Annotated in this window: 16 protein-coding genes; 4 read left to right on the forward strand and 12 right to left on the reverse strand. The window is 60.6% G+C overall.

The features are described 5' to 3' along the window. Positions 1 to 4: 4 nt before the first annotated feature. From AACY49_RS09670 to glnE, 12 genes are all read right to left on the reverse strand, one after another. The gene (locus AACY49_RS09670; protein WP_258697868.1) at positions 5 to 901 is read right to left on the reverse strand and encodes an antimicrobial resistance protein Mig-14; all 897 of its coding nucleotides are present in this window, start codon (positions 899 to 901) and stop codon (positions 5 to 7) included. Continuing rightward, complete coding sequence (locus tag AACY49_RS09675; RefSeq protein WP_258697869.1) at positions 901 to 2031, reverse strand: glycosyltransferase; 1131 nt, start codon at positions 2029 to 2031, stop codon at positions 901 to 903. Before AACY49_RS09675 ends, AACY49_RS09670 begins: the two co-directional genes overlap by 1 nt. Further along, positions 2015 to 3772: a carbamoyltransferase family protein gene (locus AACY49_RS09680; protein ID WP_258697870.1), complete on the reverse strand. Its 1758-nt coding sequence runs from the start codon at positions 3770 to 3772 to the stop codon at positions 2015 to 2017. Before AACY49_RS09680 ends, AACY49_RS09675 begins: the two co-directional genes overlap by 17 nt. 174 nt (positions 3773 to 3946) lie before the next feature. Beyond that, positions 3947 to 4282, reverse strand: coding sequence for a YceK/YidQ family lipoprotein (locus AACY49_RS09685; protein WP_258700799.1), 336 nt, complete (start codon positions 4280 to 4282; stop codon positions 3947 to 3949). A gap of 240 nt (positions 4283 to 4522) precedes the next feature. Beyond that, the gene (locus AACY49_RS09690; RefSeq protein ID WP_339523279.1) at positions 4523 to 5974 is read right to left on the reverse strand and encodes a lipopolysaccharide kinase InaA family protein; all 1452 of its coding nucleotides are present in this window, start codon (positions 5972 to 5974) and stop codon (positions 4523 to 4525) included. Continuing rightward, positions 5974 to 6726, reverse strand: a complete 753-nt coding sequence (locus tag AACY49_RS09695) for a lipopolysaccharide kinase InaA family protein (protein ID WP_258697872.1) — start codon at positions 6724 to 6726, stop codon at positions 5974 to 5976. The genes AACY49_RS09690 and AACY49_RS09695 overlap by 1 nt, the downstream gene beginning before the upstream one ends. Then, positions 6723 to 7457 carry a lipopolysaccharide kinase InaA family protein gene (locus AACY49_RS09700; RefSeq protein ID WP_258697873.1) on the reverse strand — a complete coding sequence of 245 codons (735 nt, stop codon included), beginning with the start codon at positions 7455 to 7457 and terminating at the stop codon, positions 6723 to 6725. The genes AACY49_RS09695 and AACY49_RS09700 overlap by 4 nt, the downstream gene beginning before the upstream one ends. Then, a complete protein-coding gene (gene rfaP / locus AACY49_RS09705; RefSeq protein WP_258697874.1) occupies positions 7457 to 8263 on the reverse strand; it encodes a lipopolysaccharide core heptose(I) kinase RfaP in 807 nt (268 codons plus the stop codon). Before rfaP ends, AACY49_RS09700 begins: the two co-directional genes overlap by 1 nt. Then, positions 8263 to 9384 (reverse strand): glycosyltransferase family 4 protein, encoded by a 1122-nt coding sequence (locus AACY49_RS09710; protein WP_258697875.1) that lies wholly within the window; start codon positions 9382 to 9384, stop codon positions 8263 to 8265. Before AACY49_RS09710 ends, rfaP begins: the two co-directional genes overlap by 1 nt. After that, positions 9384 to 10445, reverse strand: a complete 1062-nt coding sequence (gene rfaC / locus AACY49_RS09715; protein ID WP_258697876.1) for a lipopolysaccharide heptosyltransferase RfaC — start codon at positions 10443 to 10445, stop codon at positions 9384 to 9386. The genes AACY49_RS09710 and rfaC overlap by 1 nt, the downstream gene beginning before the upstream one ends. A gap of 1 nt (position 10446) precedes the next feature. Beyond that, the gene (gene waaF / locus AACY49_RS09720; protein ID WP_339523284.1) at positions 10447 to 11481 is read right to left on the reverse strand and encodes a lipopolysaccharide heptosyltransferase II; all 1035 of its coding nucleotides are present in this window, start codon (positions 11479 to 11481) and stop codon (positions 10447 to 10449) included. A gap of 306 nt (positions 11482 to 11787) precedes the next feature. Further along, the gene (gene glnE / locus AACY49_RS09725; RefSeq protein WP_339523286.1) at positions 11788 to 14727 is read right to left on the reverse strand and encodes a bifunctional [glutamate--ammonia ligase]-adenylyl-L-tyrosine phosphorylase/[glutamate--ammonia-ligase] adenylyltransferase; all 2940 of its coding nucleotides are present in this window, start codon (positions 14725 to 14727) and stop codon (positions 11788 to 11790) included. 384 nt (positions 14728 to 15111) lie between these two features. Between glnE and aceE the strand changes: the two genes are divergently transcribed. The 4 genes from aceE (at position 15112) to AACY49_RS09745 (ending at position 24453) form a co-directional block, all read left to right on the forward strand. Further along, positions 15112 to 17757, forward strand: coding sequence for a pyruvate dehydrogenase (acetyl-transferring), homodimeric type (gene aceE, locus AACY49_RS09730; protein ID WP_253417082.1), 2646 nt, complete (start codon positions 15112 to 15114; stop codon positions 17755 to 17757). A gap of 11 nt (positions 17758 to 17768) precedes the next feature. Next, positions 17769 to 19724 (forward strand): dihydrolipoyllysine-residue acetyltransferase, encoded by a 1956-nt coding sequence (aceF, locus tag AACY49_RS09735; protein ID WP_339523289.1) that lies wholly within the window; start codon positions 17769 to 17771, stop codon positions 19722 to 19724. Positions 19725 to 20132: 408 nt separating this feature from the next. Then, positions 20133 to 21527, forward strand: a complete 1395-nt coding sequence (locus AACY49_RS09740; RefSeq protein WP_339523291.1) for an alkaline phosphatase D family protein — start codon at positions 20133 to 20135, stop codon at positions 21525 to 21527. Positions 21528 to 21759: 232 nt separating this feature from the next. Next, positions 21760 to 24453 carry a putative bifunctional diguanylate cyclase/phosphodiesterase gene (locus AACY49_RS09745; protein ID WP_339523293.1) on the forward strand — a complete coding sequence of 898 codons (2694 nt, stop codon included), beginning with the start codon at positions 21760 to 21762 and terminating at the stop codon, positions 24451 to 24453. Positions 24454 to 24563 lie beyond the last annotated feature (110 nt).

Genomic DNA, 24563 nt, shown 5'->3' on the forward strand with positions numbered 1-24563 from the left:
TGGCTCATACGGTGAAGACCGGCACAGAATTGCACCAGCGGTCCTTGTACTCACGGTCGGTCCGACCAAAGGAAAACCGCAGGGGCTTACCCAACGCGCGTGCGTGCTCCCAGGCGCTTTGGGTGTTGAGGAAGCTCAGTACGCTGCCGGGGCTGAACTCGCGGGTCTCGGGATCGACACCGCCGTTGACGTACTCGACGCTGATCCACTCCGGCGCCTCGACGCGGTACACCAGTTGAATCGCAATCGGTGCGTCGTTGAGGAAAATCACCGAGCCGATCAGCAACTCACGCAGCAATTCGATCACTTCGCCCATGCGCTCGGCACCGGTGGCCGGGAACCCCCAGCGACGCTGGAACAGGTCGCAATAGATAACCGCCAGTTCACGGCTGGAAAATTCGGCAACCGGCCGCACCACGCCGCCCGCCTCTTCCAGCAGACGCAATTCCCGGCGCTGGTTGTAGCGAAACTTCTTCGACAGCTCTTCAGGTGTCCGGGCCAACGCCAGCTGTTCGGTCTGCAACTTGATGCCGGTGAAGCGGCCTTCGCTCAGCGCCGACAGGTAACGCCCGCGATGGCGCAGCGGTGCCTGGGCATCAGCGGCGGCCGGCAGGATCAACTCGGCATTGCCGAGGTCAAACAGGCCTTTTTTACCACTGCGCTTGAGCACGTCCTTGGACAGCGCCAGGTCGCGCCCCCAGGTTGGAATGGCGGCTTTCAGTTCGCCGTCCTGCTCCCACGCCAGATAGCGCACCGGGATGTCGGCCAACTGTGCCAGACGTTCGACCACCAGAGGATGAGTTGCGACGCTGCCGCCAAAACGTTGCCAGGCCTGTGCATAAGCCGAGGCGTCGACCTGCGCCCAGCCACGTTCGCGCCAGCTTTGAAATCGGTTGAGCATCAGCCCCTCGGTGCCAGTTCGGTAACGTGCGGCAAATGCCAGAAAGCGTCGCGCACCGCGCGATCGGAGAAGCGCTCACGCAAGCGGTCAAACATCAGCTCGGCACATTGGCGACGTTGCTGCTCGTCCATCGCGGCCAGATGCTGCAACCCTTGCGCCAGGTGCTCGGCATCACCCAGCGGGAACAGAATGCCCACGCCTTCAACCACTTCCCTGGCCCCACCGCACGCGGTGGCGAGCAACGGCACACCGGCGGCCATGGCCTCCAGCAACACCATGCCGAACGGTTCGTGATCGGAACTGAGGGCAAACACATCGAAGGCGCGGAAGTAACGACGCGCCTCGGGCACCTGACCGAGGAACAACACGCGATCGCCGATACCCAGTTCACGCGCCAGGGCCTTGAGGTCCTGCTCTAGCCGACCGCTGCCCAGGATCACCAACTGACTGTTGGCCGGCAACCCCGGCAATGCCGCGGCGAAACCATGCAGCAACGTGGTTTGGTCCTTGTCCGGATGCAGGCGCCCGACGTTGCCGACAATCCAGGCATCCATCGATAGACCGAGGGTTTCCCGGGCCTCACGAACCGATACCTGACTGGTCTGCAACGCTGGCACATCGACACGGTTATAGAGCGTCTGAATCCGCCCGGCCGGCCATTTCGGCAAGCAACGGCGCATGTCGTCACGTACCGCATCGGAGACGCCGATCAGGCTCAGGCGCTTGCGGAAAATATTCGCGAAGAATTTGCGGGTGCTGCGCTGGTAATCGCCAAACGCATGATGCACGCCAATGACCGGCAACGAAGTACCGAGCAAGGCGATGTAGATCGGTTTGAAACGGTGAGCAATGCAGAAACTGAAGTTGCGCGACGCGGCGATCTTGCGCAGATCGCCGATGGCGCCCAGCTTCAGGCCACGAATGGCCTTGGAGCTGTACTCCATGAACAGCACTTCATCGGAAGCGCAGCTCGCGGCGACTTGGCTATCTGCAGCCCCGGTCAAAAACACCGTGGTCACGCGATAACCGGTCCCCGCAAACAGGCTGGCGTACTGCCGGGCGCAGTCCAGAAACGGCCCGTCATAGCCGTGACAAAACTGCAGCACATGGCGTTCAGCCGAGCGTGTCATAAGCGTCCGCGCCCTCTTTGACCACCAGAATGTCTTCCATGATCAGGTACTGCAGGTCGGAACCGAAGAACATGTTCAAGGCGTCGGTCGGCGAGCAGATCATCGGCTCGCCACGACGGTTGAGCGAGGTGTTCAGCGACACGCCGTTACCGGTCAGCACTTCCAGCGCCTTCATCATGTCGTAGTAGCGCGGGTTGTATTCGCGCTTGAGCACCTGGGCCCGGGACGTGCCATCCTCATGGACGACTTCCGGCACACGGGTTTTCCACTCTTCAGCCACTTCGAAGGTGAAGGTCATGAACGGCGCCGGGTGATCGATCTTGATCATCTGCGGAGCCACGGTGTCGAGCATCGACGGGCAGAAAGGCCTCCAGCGCTCGCGGAACTTGATCTGATGGTTGATCCGGTCTGCCACGCCGACAGCACTCGGGCAACCGATGATCGAACGACCGCCCAAGGCGCGCGGACCGAACTCCATGCGGCCCTGGAACCAGGCCACCGGGTTGCCGTCGACCATGATTTTGGCGATGCTTTCCGGCATGTTCTCAAGCTTGCGCCACGCAGGCTTGCTCGGGTGACGGGCACAGGCAGCGAGCACGTCTTCGTTGCTGTAGGACGGGCCGAGGTAGACGTGTTCCATCTTCTCGACCGGTACACCACGGGCGTGGGACACGTAAGCCGCAGCGCCAACCGCGGTACCTGCATCGCCGGAGGCAGGCTGAACGAACAGCTCTTTGATGTCGTCGCGGGCAATGATTTTCTGGTTCAGCTTGACGTTCAACGCACAGCCACCGGCGAAGGCCAGTTTGCCGGTTTCCTTGAGCACATCACCCAGGTAGTGGTCGATCATCTGCAACGCCAGTTTCTCGAACAGCGCTTGCATGCTCGCGGCGTAGTGAATGTACGGCTCGTCGGCGATATCGCCTTCACGCTTCGGACCCAGCCACTCGATCAGTTTCGGCGAGAAGTAGAAACCCTTGCCCTTCTCTTTATAACGACGCAGGCCGATGACGTTGGCGTAGTCGGTGTTGATCACCAGCTCGCCGTTCTCGAACGAGGCCAGACGCGAGAAATCGTATTTGCTGGCGTCGCCGTATGGCGCCATGCCCATGACCTTGAACTCACCGTCGAGCATCTCGAAACCGAGGAACTCGGTGATTGCGCCATACAGGCCGCCGAGGGAGTCCGGATCGAAGAATTCCTTGATCTTGTGGATCTTGCCGTTTTCGCCGTAACCGAAGAAGGTCGTGGCGTACTCGCCCTTGCCGTCGATCCCCAGGATCGCGGTTTTCTCTTTGAAACCGGAGCAGTGGTAAGCGCTGGAGGCGTGGGCCAGGTGGTGCTCGACCGGCTCGATCTTGATTTTCTTCGGATCGAAGCCCAGTTGCTCGAGGCACCAGACAATCTTGTTGCGATAGCGCTTGTAGCGACGATTGCCCATCAGGATCGCGTCGAGGGCGCGGTCCGGGGCGTACCAGTAACGCTTGGCGTAGTGCCAGCGCGCCTTGCCGAACAGGCTGATCGGCGCGAACGGAATCGCCACCACATCAACGTCGGACGGCTTGATGCCAGCCTGCTCGAGGCAGAACTTCGCCGATTCGTAAGGCATGCGGTTCTTTGCATGTTTATCGCGCACGAAGCGCTCTTCTTCAGCCGCCGCGACCAGCTTGCCGTCGATATACAAGGCTGCGGAAGGATCATGGCTAAGGGCGCCGGACAGGCCAAGAATCGTCAATGCCACAGGGGTCTAGCCTCTTTAGTCTGCATGCAGGCGCAATGCGCCTCAAAAATTAATGTGCCCTCGCAAGGGGCGAGAGACAGCTAAAGGGCGGGATTATAGCGTAAACGTGGCGGGAATGACCCTGCCCTTATCAGCGCCGTGAAGATGACGCCGAGCCCAAGCGTTCTCCTTTGCTCATCCAGGACCCGCCCGCCAGTAAATCCTGATATTGCCGTCCGTAGCCTGCCGGTAAATCGTGTAGGGCAAGGAAATCGTGTCGAAGGCACCCGAAAGGGTCAGATCCAGCAATACGAACGGCACCAGAATACCGGTGGGATCGGGCGGTGCGTTCAATACGCAAAAATCGTGAGCCAGACCGCTATAGATGCGAGGGATGGACTGGCAGTAGGTCTTTTGCTTCCTGAGGCCACGGGCGACCTCTTCGTCATCCTGCAGCACCGTGACAGCGGTCCCGCAGCCGGATAGCGCCAGTGAGAAAGTGCTCAGCAACACAGCCATTTTTATCGTCAAAATATGCCCTCCGGGAACGTCGGGCAAACTAGCATCGTGGCTATTCAGCGCACAGTTCATGGGTTCTGCAGATCATGTAGGACGATTCATAAGAACTTGTCCGTCTCTACCAGCAGGGGACTTGGCTGACAGTTCCGGCCTCTTCGCGAGCAGGCTCGCTCCCACACTGGATCGGTGTCGTACACCTATTTTGTATACGACCGAGAACTACTGTGGGAGCGAGCCTGCTCGCGATGGGATTCAGGCAGCGCTAGAGATATCTTTGGGCAACCGCTGATCAATCACTTGGTACAGCGCACTGCCCTCGGGCCAGTTACGCATGAACCGCGCCCGGTCCCGCGCATAGGCAGGGGCGAAACTACTGACCGAGGCATGCTGACACATCGAATCCAGATCGATCAGCGCCCAGCGATCCTGCTGCCAGAACAGGTTATGGCCTTTGAAATCGCCATGGCTGATCCGCTCGCGAATCAGCTCGGCAAACAGATAATCCAGGGCCTGCAACTCGGCCTGCGGCGCTTCACCGCTTTCAACGTACGGCGCAAAGCGCTCGATGATGTCCGGCCCCGGCAAATACTCGGTCACCAGGTACGCCCGACTGCGCAGCCAGAGAAAACGCTTCTCCAGCAAGGCCAATGGCTTGGGCGTGGCGATGCCCAGGAACGCCAGGCGATTGCCTTCACGCCATGAGTGCCAGGCGCGACTCGGGCGCCAGAAACGCTTGAGCCAGTGAGCAAAGCCTTTGATGTTGTAACGCTTGACCACCAACGTGCGCCCCGCCACGTCGACCTTGCCGACGCTCGCCGCGCCGCCGGTCTTGTACAGATGGCCCTGATCGAGCAAGGCATCGGCCTGCTCCAGCACTGGCAGCATCGCGGCCTCTTCGTCACGGCGAATCGCCCGCAAGCCGAACGCTCCGCGCTGGACACTGAATAGCGTGCATTCGCGGCCGACCTTGATCAGGAAGTCCTTCAAACGCCAGCGGCGAACCTTGTCGATCTGCTTCTGCAACGCTTCCATGGGCAAGGCATGCTCACCGTTGCCCAGCAAGTAATACACCAGCAACTCTTCGGTGAAGGGCTCCAGCGATTTGGGCAACTGGGCGAAAAACACCCCGAGATTTTCCAGGACTTTGTGCCGCGACAGCGGCTTGCCAGCCGTCTCGGCACAGATCCCGGCACCATCGATCAAATACAATTGACCGCCGTGGCGCAGCAGGTTGTCCAGGTGCAAATCTTCCTGCCACAGGCCTTTGCTGTGCAGTTGCCCAATGGCGCCCAAGGCGTCGGCCAGCACCGCCGATTGTTCATCCGCCAACGCGGGCAAGTGTTCGACCTGTTTCCAGGCATCCCCCAGGCTCTCGGCGCCCTCAAGGAAATCGAACAATAGCCAGCCACCCTCACCGTCCTTCAGGCCATCGGCCAATAGCAACGGCGTGGTTAGCCCCTGCGCAGCGAGCAAACGCACGCCATCCAGCTCACGCTGAAAATGCCGCGCCGCTTTACCGCCAACCAGCAACTTGGCCAACACCGGCCGGCCGCGCCAGACGCCAGCGCCAACGTAACGCTGCCCCGGCAACACCCGCAGCAGACTCAGCAACTGCAACTCGGCAGGCCCCGCGGCATCGGCCAGTGGAATGCTCAGCGGCAGGCTTGGGCTACGTCCGGCGTTTTTCAGTTCGGACAAACGCATCAACGCGCCTCCTTATGACTGCGCCGTGCACTCAGGCGCGATACCCAGCGGTCCACCAGCGAACTGTTCAGCGGCTGATCCAGATATACCGCCAACAACTCGCGCAGCTGAATTTCGCTCCATTCCGGCGCCCGCCGCAGCAACGGCTCCAGGTCCTTGATCCGATCACGCTGGCCGAAAAACAGCGGCCGGGTTTTTTCCAGGTCAATCAACTGAGCCTGATAACCGTCACCGGTGGCCTGAAGAAAAATGTGCTTGGGGTAGAAGCAACCGTGAACCTGACGTACCTCATGCAGGCGTCGCGCCAGTCGCCCACAGGCCTTGAGAATGGCCGAGTGCTGTGCCGCGCTCAGATCCGACCAGCGCTGCAACAGCGAATCCAGATCATCCCAACCATCCAGCGCGCGGGTCAGCAGAATCGCCCGGACTTCGCCGTCGACCTTGCGCTCACCAAAAAACACCGCCTGCAGCGCCGGAATACCCAGTGCCTGATAACGACTGATGTTGCGAAACTCACGGGCAAAACTCGGCTCGCCCAAGGGCGAATGCCAGGTGCGCGTCAGGTAGTTGCTCTGGCGCTTGAGGTAGTAGCCATGGCCTTCCAGTTCCAGCCGAAACACACTGCTCCAGCCACCCCGAGCGGTGTTGGGTTCATCCACAGCTTCGAGCTGTTTGGCCCAGAGCGCGTCAAAGGTGCCGAGGCCATGGCGCTCAAGCAGCGCACGGTCTTCAGCAGCCAGAAAATCAGTCATTCGCGTCCCTCGAAAAATCTCACCACGTGCCGAATCCGTTTCTTGTCGACGGCATTGAGCCGGGTGCATTGGCGGTATTGCAGGTAGAAGCGCAGACGCTGGGTGGCCGACAGGTGATACTTGGCCACCTTGTCCAGGCAAGCCAAGTCTTTGGTGATCCGGTATTTGAGCCAGAAGCCGCGCCAGAAATCACCGTTGGGGCAGTCGATCAGAAACAGCCGGGGCTCATCGTCGATCAGCAGGTTGCGCCACTTCAAATCGTTATGAGTAAAACGGTGGTCGTGCATCGTCCGGGTATAGCCCGCCAGCTGTCGACTGATGTTGTCGACCCAGGCGCGGTCCGCCAGTTTCGGATCATGCCGATCAGCCAGGGCCGACAAATCTTCGGTATGGGGCAGCTCGCGTGTGATCATCGCTCCACGGTCGTATGCCACACCGCGCCGTTCCAGCCCCCAGGCCACTACTTCGGCGGTGGGAATGCCCCATTTGGCGAAACGCTTGAGGTTCTGCCACTCGGCCTTCACCCGCGGTTTGCCCAGATAACGGCGCAGGCCTTTGCCGGCGCCGACGTAGCGCTTGACGTAATAGTTGACGCCATTGCGCTGGACGCGAATGACCTCGGACAGTGGATCGCGGGTCAGTCGCTCGCCCTCGAGCGCGAACACCGCGTCAAGACTGCCGAAGTCTTCTGCCAGATCGCTGTAAGCAGGTTCCAGTGTCCAACCCGACATCAGAGCGCGTCCCCGTATCGCTGCTTACGCTCGTAGAGCTTGTTGGCCTTGCCTTCGAGCCATGCCAGCAGTCCAGCTTCTTCAGCCAGAATCTGGCGCAGGGGCTGTTGGAAGTACCCCTTGAGGAAACGCAGTTTGTCGCGACGGGTCAGGCCAATGTCGAGCGCCGAAAAATACAGCGCCGCCAGGTCCTTGTTGCGCCAGCGCTGGGTAATCGTCGGACGGGTCTGAGCACGGTGCAGATCGATTACCGACAGCTTGAAATCATCAAAGGTCACCGGCTTGTCGGTGTGCAGCAGGAAGTGGCAGATGTAGCAGTCGCGGTGGTTGACCCCGGCACGGTGCATCATGCCGGTCATGCGCGCGACTTCGGCGATCAAGGCGCGCTTGAGTTTTGGCTCGGGCGGCTGCTTGACCCAGTCGATGCTGAAATCTTCGAGGCTGACGGTGGGCGCCAGTTCTTCAGTGACGATGAACGAATGCTGGTCCGCCGGGTTGCTGCCTTTTTCGCCGTAGGCGACAGCGGTCATGGTCGGCACGCCGACTTCTTGCAGGCGTTGAATGGCCTTCCACTCCTGGCCCGCGCCAAGCACTGGCAGCTTGGCGGTCAGCAGATTCTTGAAGATCTCGCCCCAGCCGATGCCCCGGTGGATCTTCACGAAGAACCCGTGACCATCCACTTCAGTACGCAGTGTCCGGCGCGCTTCAAGCTCGCGGTACACCTCGCCCTTGAGGCCCTCGACTTCAGCGAACGGATCGCGTCCGGCCCAGAGGCTCTTGAACGGTTCAGCCAGCATCAACTTCATTAAGCGTGCTCCGCCAGAATCACATCGGCCGCGTGCTGCGGCATGCTGTAGAGGTCGGCCGTCTCGGCGAAGGCCAGACCGTTGCGGCTCCAGGCCGCCCGTGCATTTGCGTCGTTCAACATGCCAGTCAGGTATTGAGTCAATTGCGCCTGATCGAAGGGCTCGTCCAGCACCAGACCCGCGTCGGCCTCGGCGATGTAATGGGCGTAGCCGCACACCGCACTCACCAGCACCGGCAAGCCAGCCACCAGGGCTTCAAGCAATACCGTCCCGGTGTTTTCGTTGTACGCCGGGTGGATCAACAGATCGGCACCGAGCAGGAAACGCGGGATATCGCTGCGCCCCTTGAGGAACTGCACGTTGTCGCCGAGCCCCAATGTGGCGCTCTGCAACTGGAATACTTTGGGGTCGTCCTGGCCAATTACAAACAGTCGGGTGCGTTTTTTCAGCTCGGCGGGCAGCGCGGCCAGCGCCTTGAGACTGCGGTCCACGCCTTTGGTCTTGAACCCGGAGCCGATCTGCACCAGCAGCAGCTCATCGTCCTTCAGGTTGAATTCGGCTCGGAACCCGGCGCGAATGTCATCCGCGTCCGCTGGGCGACGACGGTCCTGGGCGATGCCCGGTGGCAGCAGATGAAAACGTTCGATCGGCGTGTCGTAATGCTTGATGAACAGCGGCTGCTGGACTTCGGAAATCATCAGCACTTCGGTCTTGGCGTCCTTGGCGAACACCGCGCGCTCGTACTCGGCGAAGTGCCGGTAACGGCCCCAGCGACGGTACAGGGAGTTGCGCAGGTTCTGCGCCTTGTCTTCGAAGCAGCCGTCGGCGGCGTAATAAACGTCCAGGCCGGGCATTTTGTTGAAACCGATCAGGCGGTCCACCGGACGCTTGGCCAGATCGGCCTCCATCCATTCGGTGAGTTTCTCATTGCGCCGATGATTGAAGAACGCCTTGACCGGCGCCACCAACACTTCGAAACCCGGCGGAACGTCACCTTCCCAGATCAACGTGTAGACGCGAATCCGATGGCCGCGCTGCTGACACTCCAGGGCGATGCGCATGAAGTCGCGCTGCAAGCCCCCGAATGGAAAGTACTTGTACAGGACAAATGCCAATTGCATCAGCGCAGCTCCTCAGCCAGTAACAACGTGCTCAGTCGGCTCGCGACACGCTCGGGATTCAGACGCGTGAAGCACAGGGGCCACTCGCGCTTCAGGTCGAACCGACGGGCATCGTCGGCCGTCGGTTGATAGGTGCATTTCTTTTGCAGGCACGGCGCGCAAGGGAAGTCGCTGGCCATGTGAATCTGCGACTTGCCGTACGCGCCGGTCAGGCCCGGGTTGGTCGGGCCGAACAGCGACAGGGTCGGCACGTCCAGCGCTGCGGCCAAGTGACCGAGACCGGTGTCCACCGCCACGCAGGCTTGCGCCCCGGCCAGGACTTTGCCGACACCCGCCAGGTTCAGCTTAGGCAGCACTTCGACGTGTTTCATGTCTTTGGCTATGCGCTCGGCGCGGGCCTTTTCGATGGGGTTGCCCCACGGCAGTTTTACCGCCACACCGAGGTACCCCACCCGCTCGGCCAGCTCGCGCCAATAGGCTTCGGGCCAGTGCTTGGTGTCCCAGGTGGTGCCATGGAGAAACACCACGTACGGATTCTTGCGCGGCAATTCCACCAGCCGTTCGACGCTCAGGCCGTAGTCGCCCAGCCCTTTAGGCAGGTCGTAACCCAGGGCCACCGCGAACAGCTGACGCACTCGCTCTACTGCGTGCTGCCCACGGGCCACGGCCAGACGCCGGGAATAGAAGCGCGCGGCGATCGGTTCACGGGCCGAGTTCTTGTCCAGCCCAGCCACCGGGGCTTTGGCATAGCGGGTCAGCAACGCGCTTTTCAGCAGGCCCTGGGCATCGATCACCAAGTCATACTTTGTCGCGCGCACGCTTTGCTTGAAGCGCTTCCACTCGCCACTCTTGATGGTCTGCCAGATGTTCTTGCGCCAGCGACGGATCGCCACCGGAATCACCTTGCCCACGGCAGGGTGCCAGGTCGGGATCTCGGCGAAGCCTTCTTCCACCACCCAGTCGAACTTGATGCCGGGGATCGCCCGCGCCGCGTCGGTCAACGCTGGCAACGCATGAATCACGTCGCCCAGCGAAGAAGTCTTGATCAACAGTACCCGCAAACTATTTGACCTCGACCACAGTGCCCAGCAACCGCTGCAAGGCTTCGTTCACCGCTTGCGGCATGAGTTGGCGCAAGCAATTGTAATGACCGAAACGGCAGGTGCGATCGAAGCACGGACTGCATTCGATGCCCAGGCGCACGATCTCGACATGTTCGGCCAGCGGTGGCGTGAAACCCGGCGACGTCGAGCCGTACACCGCCACCAATGGACGGTTCAGCGCCGCGGCCACGTGCATCAGGCCAGAGTCGTTGGAGACTACCGCGTCGGCACAGGACAGCAGATCGATGGCCTCGGCCAGGGAAGTTCCACCACTGAGGTTCACCGACTCTTCACGCAGACCGGGAATCAGCCGCGCTCGAATGTCTTCGCCCACCGCATGATCGTTTTTCGAGCCGAACAGCCAGACCTGCCAGCCCTCACGAATCCTCGCTTCGGCGACCTTGGCGTAGTGCTCGGACGGCCAGCGCTTGGATTCGCCGAACTCGGCGCCGGGGCATAGCGCCAATACCGGACGGTCGAGGGCCAGACCGAACTTGGCCAGTGCGGCGTCGCGGGTCACCGGGTCGATCTGCAGGCTCGGCCGTGGATACGGCTTCGGCAGCTCGGCGCCGGGCTCAAAAGCCAGGGCCATGAAGCGCTCGATCATCAGTGGGTAACGCTCTTTGTCGAGCGTACGCACGTCATTGAGCAGGCCGTAGCGGAACTCGCCGCGCCAACCGGTGCGTTTCGCAATACCGGCAAAAAATGGCACCAGCGCCGATTTCAGGGAGTTGGGCAGCAGGATGGCCTGGTCGTATTGCCCGGCCAGGGATTTACCGATGCGCCGACGCGTCGCCAGCTCCAGCACGCCATGGCCAAGCGGGAAGCTCAAGGCCTGGCGTACTTCGGGCATGCGCTCGAGGATCGGCCGGCTCCACTCGGGGGCCAGCACGTCGATTTCGCATTGCGGGTGGCGCTGTTTAAGACACTGAAAAAGTGTCTGCGCCATCACCATGTCACCGACCCAACTGGGCCCAACGATCAGAATTTTCATGTGGTTTCCAAAAACGAGCCGGGGAGGCATACGCCTCCCCGCCTCGAGAATCCAGCACCTTCGGGGTGAGCCGTCAGGTCATTTGGACGAGCCGATTGGGGCTCGTCGGATAAATTTAATACACATCCATGTCAGCAAGCATAAATCTATGTGGCGAGGGAGCTTGCTCCCGCTGGGCTGCGAAGCAGCCCCAAAACTGCCACTGCGTTTTCATCTAACAGACCGCACGATCTGATTCGGGAGCGCTTCGCACTCCAGCGGGAGCAAGCTCCCTCGCCACAAAAGCCTGCCACGCTCATGTCAGCTTCAGCTTAACCCCAGCTCGCGCCAGATCCGCATGACCTGCCGCCGTTCATCCACGAACTGGTCGCCCGGTATCACCCCGGCGTCCTTCTGCAAGGCCTCCCGGTGAGCGGCGGAGCGGTAGGCTTTATAGGCCTCACGCAACAGGCTGGCGTCTTCGGCGGGTATCAACCCCTCCTCTTCCAGCCCTTCCAGAATGCGGATATTGTCGGTATAGCGCAGTAAGGACGGATGCGCCTCAGACCACGCCAGAGCCGCGTATTGCACCATAAATTCAATATCGACGATACCTCCGGCGTCCTGCTTGAGATCGAACGGCGCCGTGGCCTCGAAGGCATTTGCCGCCGTGCCGGCCGCCGTGCTCTTGCTGCCGAGATTATCGCGCATCTTGGCGCGCATCTCGCTGACCTCCTGGCGCAAGGTCGACAGATCCCGCGATTTGGCCAATACCGTCGCGCGAACCTTCTCGAACGCCTGGCCGACATCCTGACTGCCCACCAGCACCCGCGCCCGCACCAGCGCCTGATGTTCCCAGGTCCAGGCTTCGTTTTCCTGATATCGGGAAAACGCCCCCAATGAACTCACCAGCAAACCGGACGCACCGGACGGCCGCAGGCGCATGTCCACTTCATACAGCTGACCGGAGTTGGTCTGGGCCGTCAGCAAGTGAATGATCCGCTGCCCGAGCCGGGTAAAGAACTGTGCGCTGTCAATGGGTTTCGGGCCGTCGGTTTCCGCTTGCGGATCCGCGTCATGAATGAACACCAGGTCCAGGTCCGAACTGTGCCCCAGTTCCAGACCGCCGACTTTCCCGTAACCGACAATGATGAAGCCAGGGTCGCACAAGGTGCCGTCGGAGCACAGCGGCGTACCGTACTTGGCCACGGTCTGGCGCCAGGCCAGGGCCAGCACTTGTTCGAGGATCGCTTCGGCGAGCCAGGTCAGGTAATCACTGACCTTCATCAATGGCAGGCTGCCGGCGATTTCCGAGGCCGCGACGCGCAAGCTGTGCGCCAGTTTGAAATGTCGCAGCGCCTCCATTTGCTGCTCAAGGTCGTCTTCGGGAATCCGCGTCAAACGCTCGCGCAACTCGGCCGCCAGTTCCGGCGCCAACGGCGGCTTGAACAACCGGCCTTCGTTGAGTAATTCGTCGAGCAGCAACGGGAAGCGCGTGATCTGTTCGGCAATCCACGGGCTCGCGGCGCACAGTGTCAGCAAGCGACGCAAGGCGCCGGGGTTCTCGGTCAACAACACCAGATAGGCGGAGCGACGTGCCACGGCTTCCACCAGCGGCAGCACCCGCTCCAGCACCAGATCGGGATTGGCATGTTCCACGGCCTGGGCCAGCAAGCGTGGAATAAAAGCATCAAGACGTTCACGCCCCAGGCGCTGCATGGCGCGCAATTGCGGACTGCTGCGCAGGCTGGCCAGGGCTTTCAACGCCTTGGTGGCATCGGCGAAACCGCCCTCTTCGAGTTGACGGCACGCGGCCTCTTCATCCTGCGCCTCTTCCCATAGCGGCAGCCATTCCCCGCCGACCACCACTTCGTTCCTGGCTCCTTCCTCCTCGTCGGGATCGGCGATCACCTGACCGAAGTGCCAGGCCACCCGTCCACGCCAGTACATCAGTTGTTCGTGGAACGCCGTCCAATTGGCAAACCCGAGCATAAAGGCAATGCGCGCCTGATCCTGCGGGCCATCCGGCAGCATCTGGGTCTGGCGGTCGGCAATCGCCTGGATCGCGTGCTCGGTGTAACGCAGGAATTCGTAGCCTTCGCGCAATTCGCTGACCACCGCCGCCGGCAGGTAGCCCTGCCCCTCCAGGGTGCTCAGTACTTTTAATAGAGGACGTTGTTGCAGGCTCAGGTCGCGGCCACCGTGAATCAGCTGGAAGGCCTGGGCGATAAACTCGACTTCACGGATGCCGCCGGAGCCGAGCTTGATGTTATCCGCCATGCCCTTGCGCCGGACTTCCTGCTGGATCAGCTGCTTCATGGTGCGCAGCGCTTCGATGGCCGAGAAGTCCAGGTAACGCCGGTAGACGAACGGCCGCAGCATCTCGAGCAACTGGGCGCCGGCCACCTGATCGCCGGCCACCACCCGTGCCTTGATCATCGCGTAGCGTTCCCAGTCGCGCCCCTGATCCTGGTAATACTGCTCCAGCGCGTTGAAGCTCAGCACCAGGGCACCGGCCGAACCGTAAGGCCGCAAACGCATGTCGACGCGGAACACGAAACCGTCGACGGTCATCGGGTCCAGCGCCTTGATCAGCCGCTGGCCGAGGCGAATGAAAAACTCCTGGTTATCCAGCGACCGCTTCACGCCGACGGTTTCGCCGCCCTCGGGGTAGGCGAAGATCAGGTCGATGTCCGACGACAGATTCAGCTCCACCGCGCCAAGCTTGCCCATGCCGAGGATAACCATCTGCTGCGGCTCGCCGCTGCGTCGCCCGGTGGGCGTGCCGAACTGCTGGCAATGCCGCTGATACAACCACTGATAGGCCTGATCGATGCTGGCATCGGCCATGTCCGAGAGGTCGCGACAGGTCTGGATCAAATCCGCCTGGCGGGTCAGGTCGCGCCAGATGATCCGCACTTGCTGGCGTGCGCGCTGGCGACGCAGGGCGCGGCCAAGTTGGTCGTCGGTTTCGGCGGCGCTCACCGCCGTCGCAATCTGTGCGCACAATTCGCCCGGAGCAAAGGCGCGGTCCAGTTCGCCGGACTGCACCAGCTCCAGCAACATCAAAGGGTCACGCAGACTCTGTTCAATCACAAAGTCACTGGCAGCGGTGACGCGAGCAAATTGCGCCCAGCGCTCAGGCGTCCAGGTGGACAGGCCATGGTCGCCGGGAAGAACCCCGACCGTCGTACGGAACGACTGCTCGGCACGGGTGACCAACGGCAGGAGTACGCCGGGCAGTTCGGCAAGCGAAGGATGGCTCATGGTCTATCCTTGATCGGCGTGCGAAGGGCTGCATGTAGTGTTTTGTGAAAATACACTACGTGATCAACTGTCGAACAAAGGTTAGAAATAGCTGAAATATCTTTATTTTTGGCAGCGACCATCAAGCTTTCACCTTTTATGGTTGGCAAAAGACCAACCTTAACGATTATTCTCACAACGCAGCCGGAGGCCACAAGCCAATCATCTGTAGTTTTACTACTCGTCTATACATTCGAAAGGCTGAAATGCCCGAAGATTTGTAGTAAAACTACACGCCGCCGGAACAACCTATCGGCAATCCAAGAATTTATAATCGTCTGCCCACAAGGCCAGTCGCAAACTCAGGCAACCGATTCTGGAAGCCTTTCCGCCCTGGAGCAAGCCATGCAAGACCTCGATCCCGTCGAAACCCAGGAATGGCTGGACGCCCTGGAATCGGTTCTCGACAAAGAAGGCGAAGACCGTGCTCACTATCTGATGACCCGTATGGGCGAACTCGCAACCCGCAGCGGTTCGCAATTGCCTTACGCCATCACCACGCCATACCGCAACACCATTCCCGTTACCCACGAAGCACGCATGCCTGGCGACCTGTTCATGGAACGCCGCATTCGCTCGCTGGTACGCTGGAACGCGATGGCCATGGTGATGCGCACGAACCTGAAAGATTCTGACCTGGGCGGTCACATCTCCAGCTTCGCCTCCAGTGCAACCCTGTACGACATCGGCTTCAACTATTTCTTCCAGGCCCCGACCGACGAACACGGCGGCGACCTGATCTACTTCCAGGGCCACACCTCGCCAGGCGTTTACGCCCGTGCATTCATGGAAGGCCGCATCACCGAAGACCAGATGAACAACTTCCGCCAGGAAGTCGACGGTCAGGGCCTGTCGTCCTACCCGCACCCTTGGCTGATGCCTGACTTCTGGCAGTTCCCGACCGTATCCATGGGCCTGGGTCCGATCCAGGCGATCTACCAGGCACGCTTCATGAAGTACCTGGAACACCGTGGCTTCATCCAGCCGGGCAAACAGAAAGTCTGGTGCTTCCTGGGCGACGGCGAGTGCGACGAGCCGGAATCCCTGGGTGCCATCTCGTTGGCCGGCCGCGAGAAGCTGGACAACCTGATCTTCGTCATCAACTGCAACCTGCAGCGCCTTGACGGCCCGGTTCGCGGCAACGGCAAGATCATCCAGGAACTCGAAGGCGTGTTCCGCGGTGCTCAGTGGAACGTGACCAAAGTCATCTGGGGCCGTTTCTGGGACCCACTGCTGGCCAAGGACGTCGACGGCATCCTGCAACGCCGCATGGACGAAGTCATCGACGGCGAGTACCAGAACTACAAAGCAAAAGACGGCGCATTCGTGCGTGAACACTTCTTCAACACGCCAGAACTCAAGGCGATGGTTGCAGACCTGTCTGACGACGAGATCTGGAAGCTCAACCGTGGCGGCCACGACCCGTACAAGGTCTACGCGGCGTACCACGAAGCGGTCAACCACAAAGAACAACCGACTGTCATCCTGGCCAAGACCATCAAGGGTTATGGCACCGGTGCCGGCGAAGCGAAAAACACTGCGCACAACACCAAGAAAGTCGACGTCGACAGCCTGAAGTTGTTCCGTGATCGTTTCGACATCCCGGTCAAGGACGATGAACTGGAAAACCTGCCATTCTTCAAACCGGAAGAAGGCAGCGCCGAAGCCCGTTACCTGAGCGAGCGCCGTACCGCACTGGGCGGTTTCGTGCCTCAGCGTCGCGCCAAGAGCTTCAACATCCCGACCCCTCCACTGGACACCCTCAAGGCGATCCTGGATGGCTCGGGCGACCGTGAAATCTCCACCACCATGGCCTTCGTGCGGATCCTCGCGCAACTGGTCAAGGACAAGGAAATCGGCCCGCGCATCGTCCCGATCATCCCGGACGAAGCCCGTACCTTCGGTATGGAAGGCATGTTCCGTCAGTTGGGCATCTACTCCTCCGTCGGCCAGCTCTACGAGCCAGTAGATAAAGACCAGGTGATGTTCTACAAGGAAGACCAGAAGGGTCAGATCCTCGAAGAAGGCATCAACGAAGCGGGCGCCATGAGCTCCTTCATCGCTGCCGGCACTTCGTACTCCAGCCACAACCAGCCGATGCTGCCGTTCTACATCTTCTACTCGATGTTCGGCTTCCAGCGTATCGGCGACCTGGCCTGGGCCGCTGGCGACAGCCGTACCCGTGGCTTCCTGATCGGCGGCACCGCCGGCCGTACCACCCTGAACGGTGAAGGCCTGCAACACGAAGACGGTCACAGCCACCTGCTGGCTGCCACCATCCCGAACTGCCGCACCTACGATCCAACCTACGGCTACGAGCTGGCGGTGATCATTCAGGACGGCATGAAGAAGATGACCGAAGAGCAACAGGACGTCTTCTACTACATCACCGTTATGAACGAGTCCTACCAGCAGCCAGCCATGCCGGCCGGTGCCGAAGAAGGCATCAAGAAAGGCATGTACCTGCTCGAGGAAGACACCCGCGAAGCGGCGCACCACGTTCAGCTGATGGGCTCCGGCACCATCCTGCGTGAAGTCCGTGAAGCGGCGAAGATCCTGCGTGAAGAGTTCAACGTCGGCGCTGACGTGTGGAGCGTTACCAGCTTCAACGAACTGCGTCGCGATGGCCTGGCCGTTGAGCGTACCAACCGTCTGCACCCTGGCCAGAAGCCTAAGCTGAGCTATGTCGAAGAGTGCCTGAACGGCCGTAAAGGTCCGGTCATCGCCTCTACCGACTACATGAAGCTGTTCGCCGAGCAAATTCGTCAGTGGGTCCCGTCCAAGGAATTCAAAGTCCTGGGCACCGATGGTTTCGGCCGCAGTGACAGCCGCAAGAAGCTGCGTCACTTCTTCGAAGTCGACCGTCATTTCGTGGTGTTGGCAGCCCTGGAAGCCTTGGCTGACCGTGGTGACATCGAACCTAAAGTGGTGGCTGAAGCCATCGCCAAGTTCGGTATCAACCCGGAAAAACGCAACCCACTGGACTGCTGAGGAGACACTCTGTGAGCGAACTCATTCGCGTACCTGACATCGGCAGCGGTGAAGGTGAAGTAATTGAACTGTTTGTGAAGGTCGGCGACCGTATCGAAGCCGATCAGAGCATCCTGACACTGGAATCGGACAAGGCGAGCATGGAAGTGCCTGCGCCTAAGGCCGGCATCATCAAGAGCCTGAAAGTGAAGCTGGGCGATCGCCTGAAAGAAGGCGACGAACTGCTGGAACTGGAAGTCGAAGGTGCCGCTGCCCCGGCCCCTGCGGCTGCCGCTGCGCCGGCTGCCAAGGCTGAAGCCAAGCCGGCTGCTGCACCTGCGCCGGCGGCTCCTGCTGCCGCGCCGGCTGCCGCCAGCATTCAGCAAGTGCACGTGCCGGACATCGGTTCGTCGGGCAAGGCCCAGATCATCGAGATCCAGGTCAAGGTCGGCGACACCGTCGAGGCTGATCAGTCGCTGATCACCCTGGAATCCGACAAGGCCAGCATGGAAATCCCTTCGCCCGCTGCGGGCGTGGTTGAAAGCATCAGCGTCAAACTCAACGACGAAGTCGGCACTGGCGACCTGATTCTGGCCCTGAAAGTGGCGGGTGCTGCTGCACCGGCCGCTGCCGCGCCAGCTCAGGCTGCTGCGCCTGCTGCCGCTGCTCCGGCGCCTGCCGCCGCAGCCCCGGCGGCACCGGTTGCCGACAGCGTTCAGGATATTCACGTCCCGGACATCGGTTCGGCGGGCAAGGCCAAGATCATTGAAGTGCTGGTCAAGGCTGGCGACACCGTCGCTGCCGACCAGTCGCTGATTACCCTGGAATCCGACAAGGCGAGCATGGAAATTCCATCGCCTGCCGCCGGTGTGGTGGAAAGCATTTCCATCAAGCTGGATGACGAAGTCGGTACCGGCGACCTGATCCTGAAGCTGAAAGTCAAAGGCGCGGCGCCTGCTGCGGCCCCGGCTCCAGCCGCTGCTGCTCCGAGCGCTCCTGCTGCACCTGCTGCTCAGGCTGCAGCCGCGCCTGCAGTTGCCGCCCCGGCCGCTGCTCCAGCCAAGCCTGGCGCCAAGGTTCACGCAGGTCCTGCGGTGCGCCAACTGGCCCGTGAATTCGGCGTCGAGCTGAGCGCGGTCAGCCCAAGCGGCCCGCACGGTCGTGTGCTGAAAGAAGACGTGCAGGTTTACGTCAAAGCCATGATGCAGAAGGCCAAGGAAGCACCGGCCGCTGGCGGCGCAACTGGCGGCGCGGGCATCCCGCCGATTCCGGTCGTGGACTTCAGCCGCTTCGGTGAAACCGAAGAAGTGCCGATGACCCGCCTGATGCAGGCCGGCGCTGCCAACCTGCACCGCAGCTGGCTGAACGTGCCACACGTGACGCAATTCGACTCGGCGGATATCACCGAGCTGGAAGCGTTCCGTATCGCACAGAAAGCCGTGGCCGAGAAGGCTGGCGTCAAGCTGACCATCCTGCCGCTGCTGCTCAAGTCCTGCGCTCACTTGCTCAAGGAACTGCCGGACTTCAACAGTTCGCTGGCGCCAAGCGGCAAGGCGATCATTCGCAAGAAGTACGTGAACATCGGTTTCGCGGTCGACACCCCGGATGGCCTGCTGGTACCGGTCATCAAGAACGTCGATCAGAAGAGCCTGTTGCAATTGGCAGCCGAAGCCGCGGCCCTGGCTGAAAAAGCCCGGACCAAGAAGCTCTCGGCCGACGACATGCAAGGCGCCTGCTTCACCATTTCCAGCCTCGGCCACATTGGCGGCACCGGCTTCACGCCGATCGTCAACGCGCCGGAAGTGGCGATCCTCGGTGTTTCCAAGGCAACCATCCAGCCAGTCTGGGACGGCAAAGCCTTCCAGCCGAAACTGATGCTGCCCCTGTCGCTGTCCTACGATCACCGTGTGATCAACGGTGCCGCCGCTGCACGCTTCACCAAGCGTCTGAGCGACCTGCTGGCGGACATCCGCACCATCCTGCTGTAACACCGGCTGGCCCTCCTTGACCGGAGGGCCCGTCGCGTTCCATGTTTTCCGAGCGCCACGCTCGTACCTCAACCCCGCCAATTTGGCGGGGCTTTTTTTTGCTTTAAACGCAATCCATGTGGGAGCGGGCTTGCTCGCGAAAACGGTGTATCAGGCGACATCAATGTTGAGTGTGCCACCGCCTTCGCGAGCAAGCCCGCCCCCACAGATTCCGCACCTTGATTGACGGGTGTTGAGCCCTCCTCTACGCGTTCTTCCTACATCCAAGGCTTACGTTGCTTACAACTCAAGTCCACTTCTGCCCGATATTTTTCGCGAACCAATAACTAGTCTTAGTTTCGAGGATTCCCAACAGGAACTTCGATTACTTAATCAGCTTAGTTAGCATTACCTCGAACGGATTCGAATATGTTCAAACCTACTGTCGGCCCTATCATTGGCCACACCACAACTAACCATGCCCGCATTTTCTTGCGCGGAGAGTCACAGGACAATGCCTTGGTATTTGCAGGCATCCGTTATCGACGCACTGGCGAGGAACACTGGTCCGAAAGCCTATTTGCAAAACTGACCATCGTGCGGGATATGTCTGATGTGATGACACTCAACGATCTTGCCAGCGATACCGACTATGAATACCAGGCCGGCTGGTTCAGCCCCATGAGCCCGGTGCATACCGTGGAGACGGTTCAGGAGTTGCCGCTGCAATGGCCGCGGGAGATCTACCGCTTTCGCACTCAGTCCAGCAAAACCACAACGCCACGGGCGTATATCGTTGGCTCATGTCGTTACTTGCGAATGACTGCTGGCATTGCGTCGGCACCGCATCTGGGCGACCGGATTTTTGCCTCGATCACAAACCTGGCGGGACGCGCCGAGCCGCCCATCAGCGCCATGCTGATGACGGGTGACCAGATTTACGTCGACGACCTGAACCTCGTAGCCCCCGACCGGGAATACAAAGATATCCTCAGCAAGTACCGCACGGCTTTTTCGCAGCCTCATATCTCGAAGTTAATGTCCGGCGTGCCGACTTACATGATCCTCGACGACCATGAAATCGAAGACAACTGGCCGGCCAACAAAAGCAAGGCCGATGATTACTTATATAAAAACGCCATTGCAGCGTATGAGTTATATCAAGCCAGCCACAGTCCAGCCCATGAACTGCTTGGCAACGGGCAAGTAAGCAGAAGACTGGAACAGTATTGGTATCAGTTCTGCGAGGGCGATATCGAATGGTTTATTACCGACAGCCGAACCCGACGCAATCTGTCAGCCAACGACCGGCGCATCCTTGACGAAGAACAGGAACAGGCGCTGCTCAAATGGCTCATCAACAGCCCTGCCCGGGTCAAATTCGTGGTCACCAGCGTCATGTTTTACCCCGACCGCAAAAGCTATGGCGATGACGCCTGGAAAGCCTTCCCGGAACAACGGCTACGGCTGCTGGAGACGATTCGCACGCGCGGCATCAAGAACGTCTTCTTCATTTCCGGCGACGTCCACGGCTCCCTGACCAGCCGCCTGACCCACACCGAGGATTCGGATTTCGAAGTTCACACCATCGTGTCTTCACCGCTGCGCAACAGCAAACTGCTGCCGTATGCCAAGGCATCGACCTTCATCCTCGATCAAGCGCTGGCCCGAACAGCCGCCGGAGACTATCGGCACGAATTGACCAGTGAAGTGATCAGCCAGGACAACTTTGCCCATCTGATCGTCGAGGCCGAACAGGTTCGCGTCAATTATCACGATCGGGATGGCAAGCCATTACAGTCGATCAGCATCAAATTGCGTTGAACCCGAAAAGATCGCAGCCTTGGGCAGCTCCTGCGGGCTGCGATTTTTCGGCCCACACCACTACTTTCACCCATGAATTGGAGAAATCTTCGCCCCTGCCGACATATTCTTATAGCACTTGGCCTTCATGTCTCTTGTCAGTCGGTGTCGCAATGATGCAACCTTGCCGCAGGCGACAGTAAAGAGGGCGAGAGCCCGGCGCGATCAGCATATTCGAAGCGAGTTTCCCTCCATGAAAAGCCAACCCGATGCCGCCAGCCGTATGGTGGCCGAGGTAGTGACGCAGTTGCCTGTGCCCTCGCGGCTCGGCATGCTGCGTTTCGAACGGCTGAATGAACCGAGCTGGGCACTGCTGTTTCTCGATCCCAATTGCGAACGACAGTTCGGCCTGCCGGCCGTGGAGCTCTGTGCCCTGGTCGGCTCGCCCTACGCCAGCCTGATGGAGCCCGAGGCGCGCTATCAACTGCACGACACGATCCAGCAGCAACTCACCGCAAACCCGCATTATCTGATCCGCTACACCTTGCACACCGCCGCCGGCGAACTGAGCCTGCTGGAACTGGGCGAAGCTTACAAACAACACAATCGGCACCTTCTGCGCGGCTACCTGATGGTCGTAGACGGCTTGTTCATCGATGACCCCCTGCTGCCGGTGCTGGATCTGGAAACCCAGAATTCGCGCCTGCAAATCGCCCTGGAACTCAATCAACGTGCCCAGCAGGAACAACTCCAACACCTGGAGCGGGTGCGCGCCCAGCAAGACCTGATTCTGCTGCTGACCCGCCAGCGCTACAGCACCAACAACTCCCTGCAAGAAGCCGCCGAGCTGATCACCCGTAGCGCCTGCGATATCTATGAAATCGACTGCGCCAGCCTGTGGAACCTCGACGGTTCGCTACTGACGCCGATCTCGGCCTATCACCGCGCCACCCGCAATCACAAACTGCCGGAACCGATCGACGTCAGTGGTTTTCCCGATTACCTCGACGCCTTGCACACCGGCCGCGCCATCGACGCCCATAACTCCATGCGTGACCCGCGCACCCGGCACATGGCCGAGAGCCTTCGCCCCCGCGACGTCAACGCCATGCTCGACGCCAGCATCCGTATCGATGGCCAGGTGGTCGGCGTGCTCTGCCTGGAACAATCCGGTGTGACCCGCGCCTGGCAGTCGGACGAAATCGCCTTCGCCGGCGAACTGGCGGATCAGTTCGCCCAGGTCATCAACAACCACAATCGCCGAACCGCCACCAACGCCCTGCACCTGTTCCAGCGTGCAGTGGAGCAAAGCGCCAACGCCTTTCTGCTGGTCAATTGCGACGGCGTGGTGGAGTACGTCAACCCAAGCTTCACGGCGATCACCCAGTACACCACCGAAGAAGTCCACGGCCAGCGGCTGTCGGAACTGCCGGCGCTGGAAAACCTCAGCGAACTGCTATTCGACGCGCCGTCAGCACTGGCCAAGAGCAACAGCTGGCAGGGCGAGTTCAAGAGCCGACGCAAAAACCTCGAACCCTACTGGGGTCAGTTGTCGATTTCCAAGGTCTACGGCGACAACCGCGAACTGACCCACTACATCGGCATCTACGAAGACATAACCCACACCAAGCTCGCCCAGCAGCGCATCGAGCGCCTGGCTTACACCGACAACCTGACCAACCTCGGCAACCGCCCGGCGTTCATTCGCAACCTTGACGAACGCTTCGCCCGAGACAGCGATACGCCGATCAGCCTGCTGCTGGTGGACATCGACAACTTCAAGCGGATCAACGACAGCCTCGGCCACCAGACCGGCGACAAGCTGCTGATCAGCCTGGCCCGGCGCCTGCGCAACAGCCTGAGCCCGAGCGGCAGCCTGGCGCGTTTTGCCAGTAATGAATTCGCGGTGCTGTTGGACGACACGGACCTCTTGGCTGGCCAGCAGGTCGCCAACCAATTGTTGGCAACCCTCGACAAACCGATGTTCGTCGACAACCAGCTGATCAGCGTCACCGGCTCCGTGGGCCTGGCCTGCGCGCCGCTACACGGTCGCGACCCGCAGACGCTCATGCGCAACGCCGGCCTGGCGCTGCACAAGGCCAAGGCCAACGGCAAACACCAGGTACAGGTGTTCACCGAAGCGCTGAACGCCGAGGCCAGCTACAAACTGTTCGTCGAAAACAACCTGCGCCGCGCCCTAACCCAAAACGAGCTGGACGTGTTCTACCAGCCCAAGCTGTGCCTGCGCAGCGGTCGTTTGCTGGGGATGGAAGCGCTGCTGCGCTGGAACCATCCGGAAAAGGGCATGATCCGCCCGGACCAGTTCATCAGCGTGGCCGAAGAAACCGGGCTGATCATCCCCATCGGCAAATGGATCGCCCGCCAGGCCTGCCGCATGAGCAAAGACCTGACCGCCGCCGGCCTCGGCAACCTGCAAGTGGCGATCAACCTGTCGCCCAAACAGTTCTCCGACCCGGACCTGGTGGCGTCCATCGCCAACATCCTCAAAGAAGAAGAGCTGCCGGCCAACCTGCTGGAGCTGGAACTGACCGAAGGCCTGCTGCTGGAGGCCACCGAAGACACCCACTTGCAGCTCGACCAGCTCAAGCGTCTGGGCCTGACCCTGGCCATGGACGACTTCGGCACCGGTTACTCGTCACTCAGCTACTTGAAAAAATTCCCGATCGACATCATCAAGATCGATCGAAGCTTCATCCATGAAATACCGGACAACCAGGACGACATGGAAATCACCTCCGCAGTGATCGCCATGGCCCACAACCTGAAACTCAAGGTCGTGGCCGAAGGCATCGAGACGGCCGAGCAGCTGGCCTTCCTGCGCCGCCACCGCTGCGACGTCGGCCAGGGCTACCTGTTCGACCGGCCGATCCCGGGTTCCGAGCTGATCGAAAAGCTCAAACGCTACCCGCGCGGCCCGATTGCCTGAGCACACCGCAATCCCTGTGGGAGCGAGCCTGCTCGCGATAGCGATCTATCAGTGACGTGGATTCTGACTGACACACCGCTATCGCGAGCAGGCTCGCTCCCACAGGGATA

Origin of the sequence: Pseudomonas sp. EL_65y_Pfl2_R96 (assembly GCF_963970905.1) — a bacterium.
Classification (GTDB): Bacteria; Pseudomonadota; Gammaproteobacteria; order Pseudomonadales; family Pseudomonadaceae; genus Aquipseudomonas.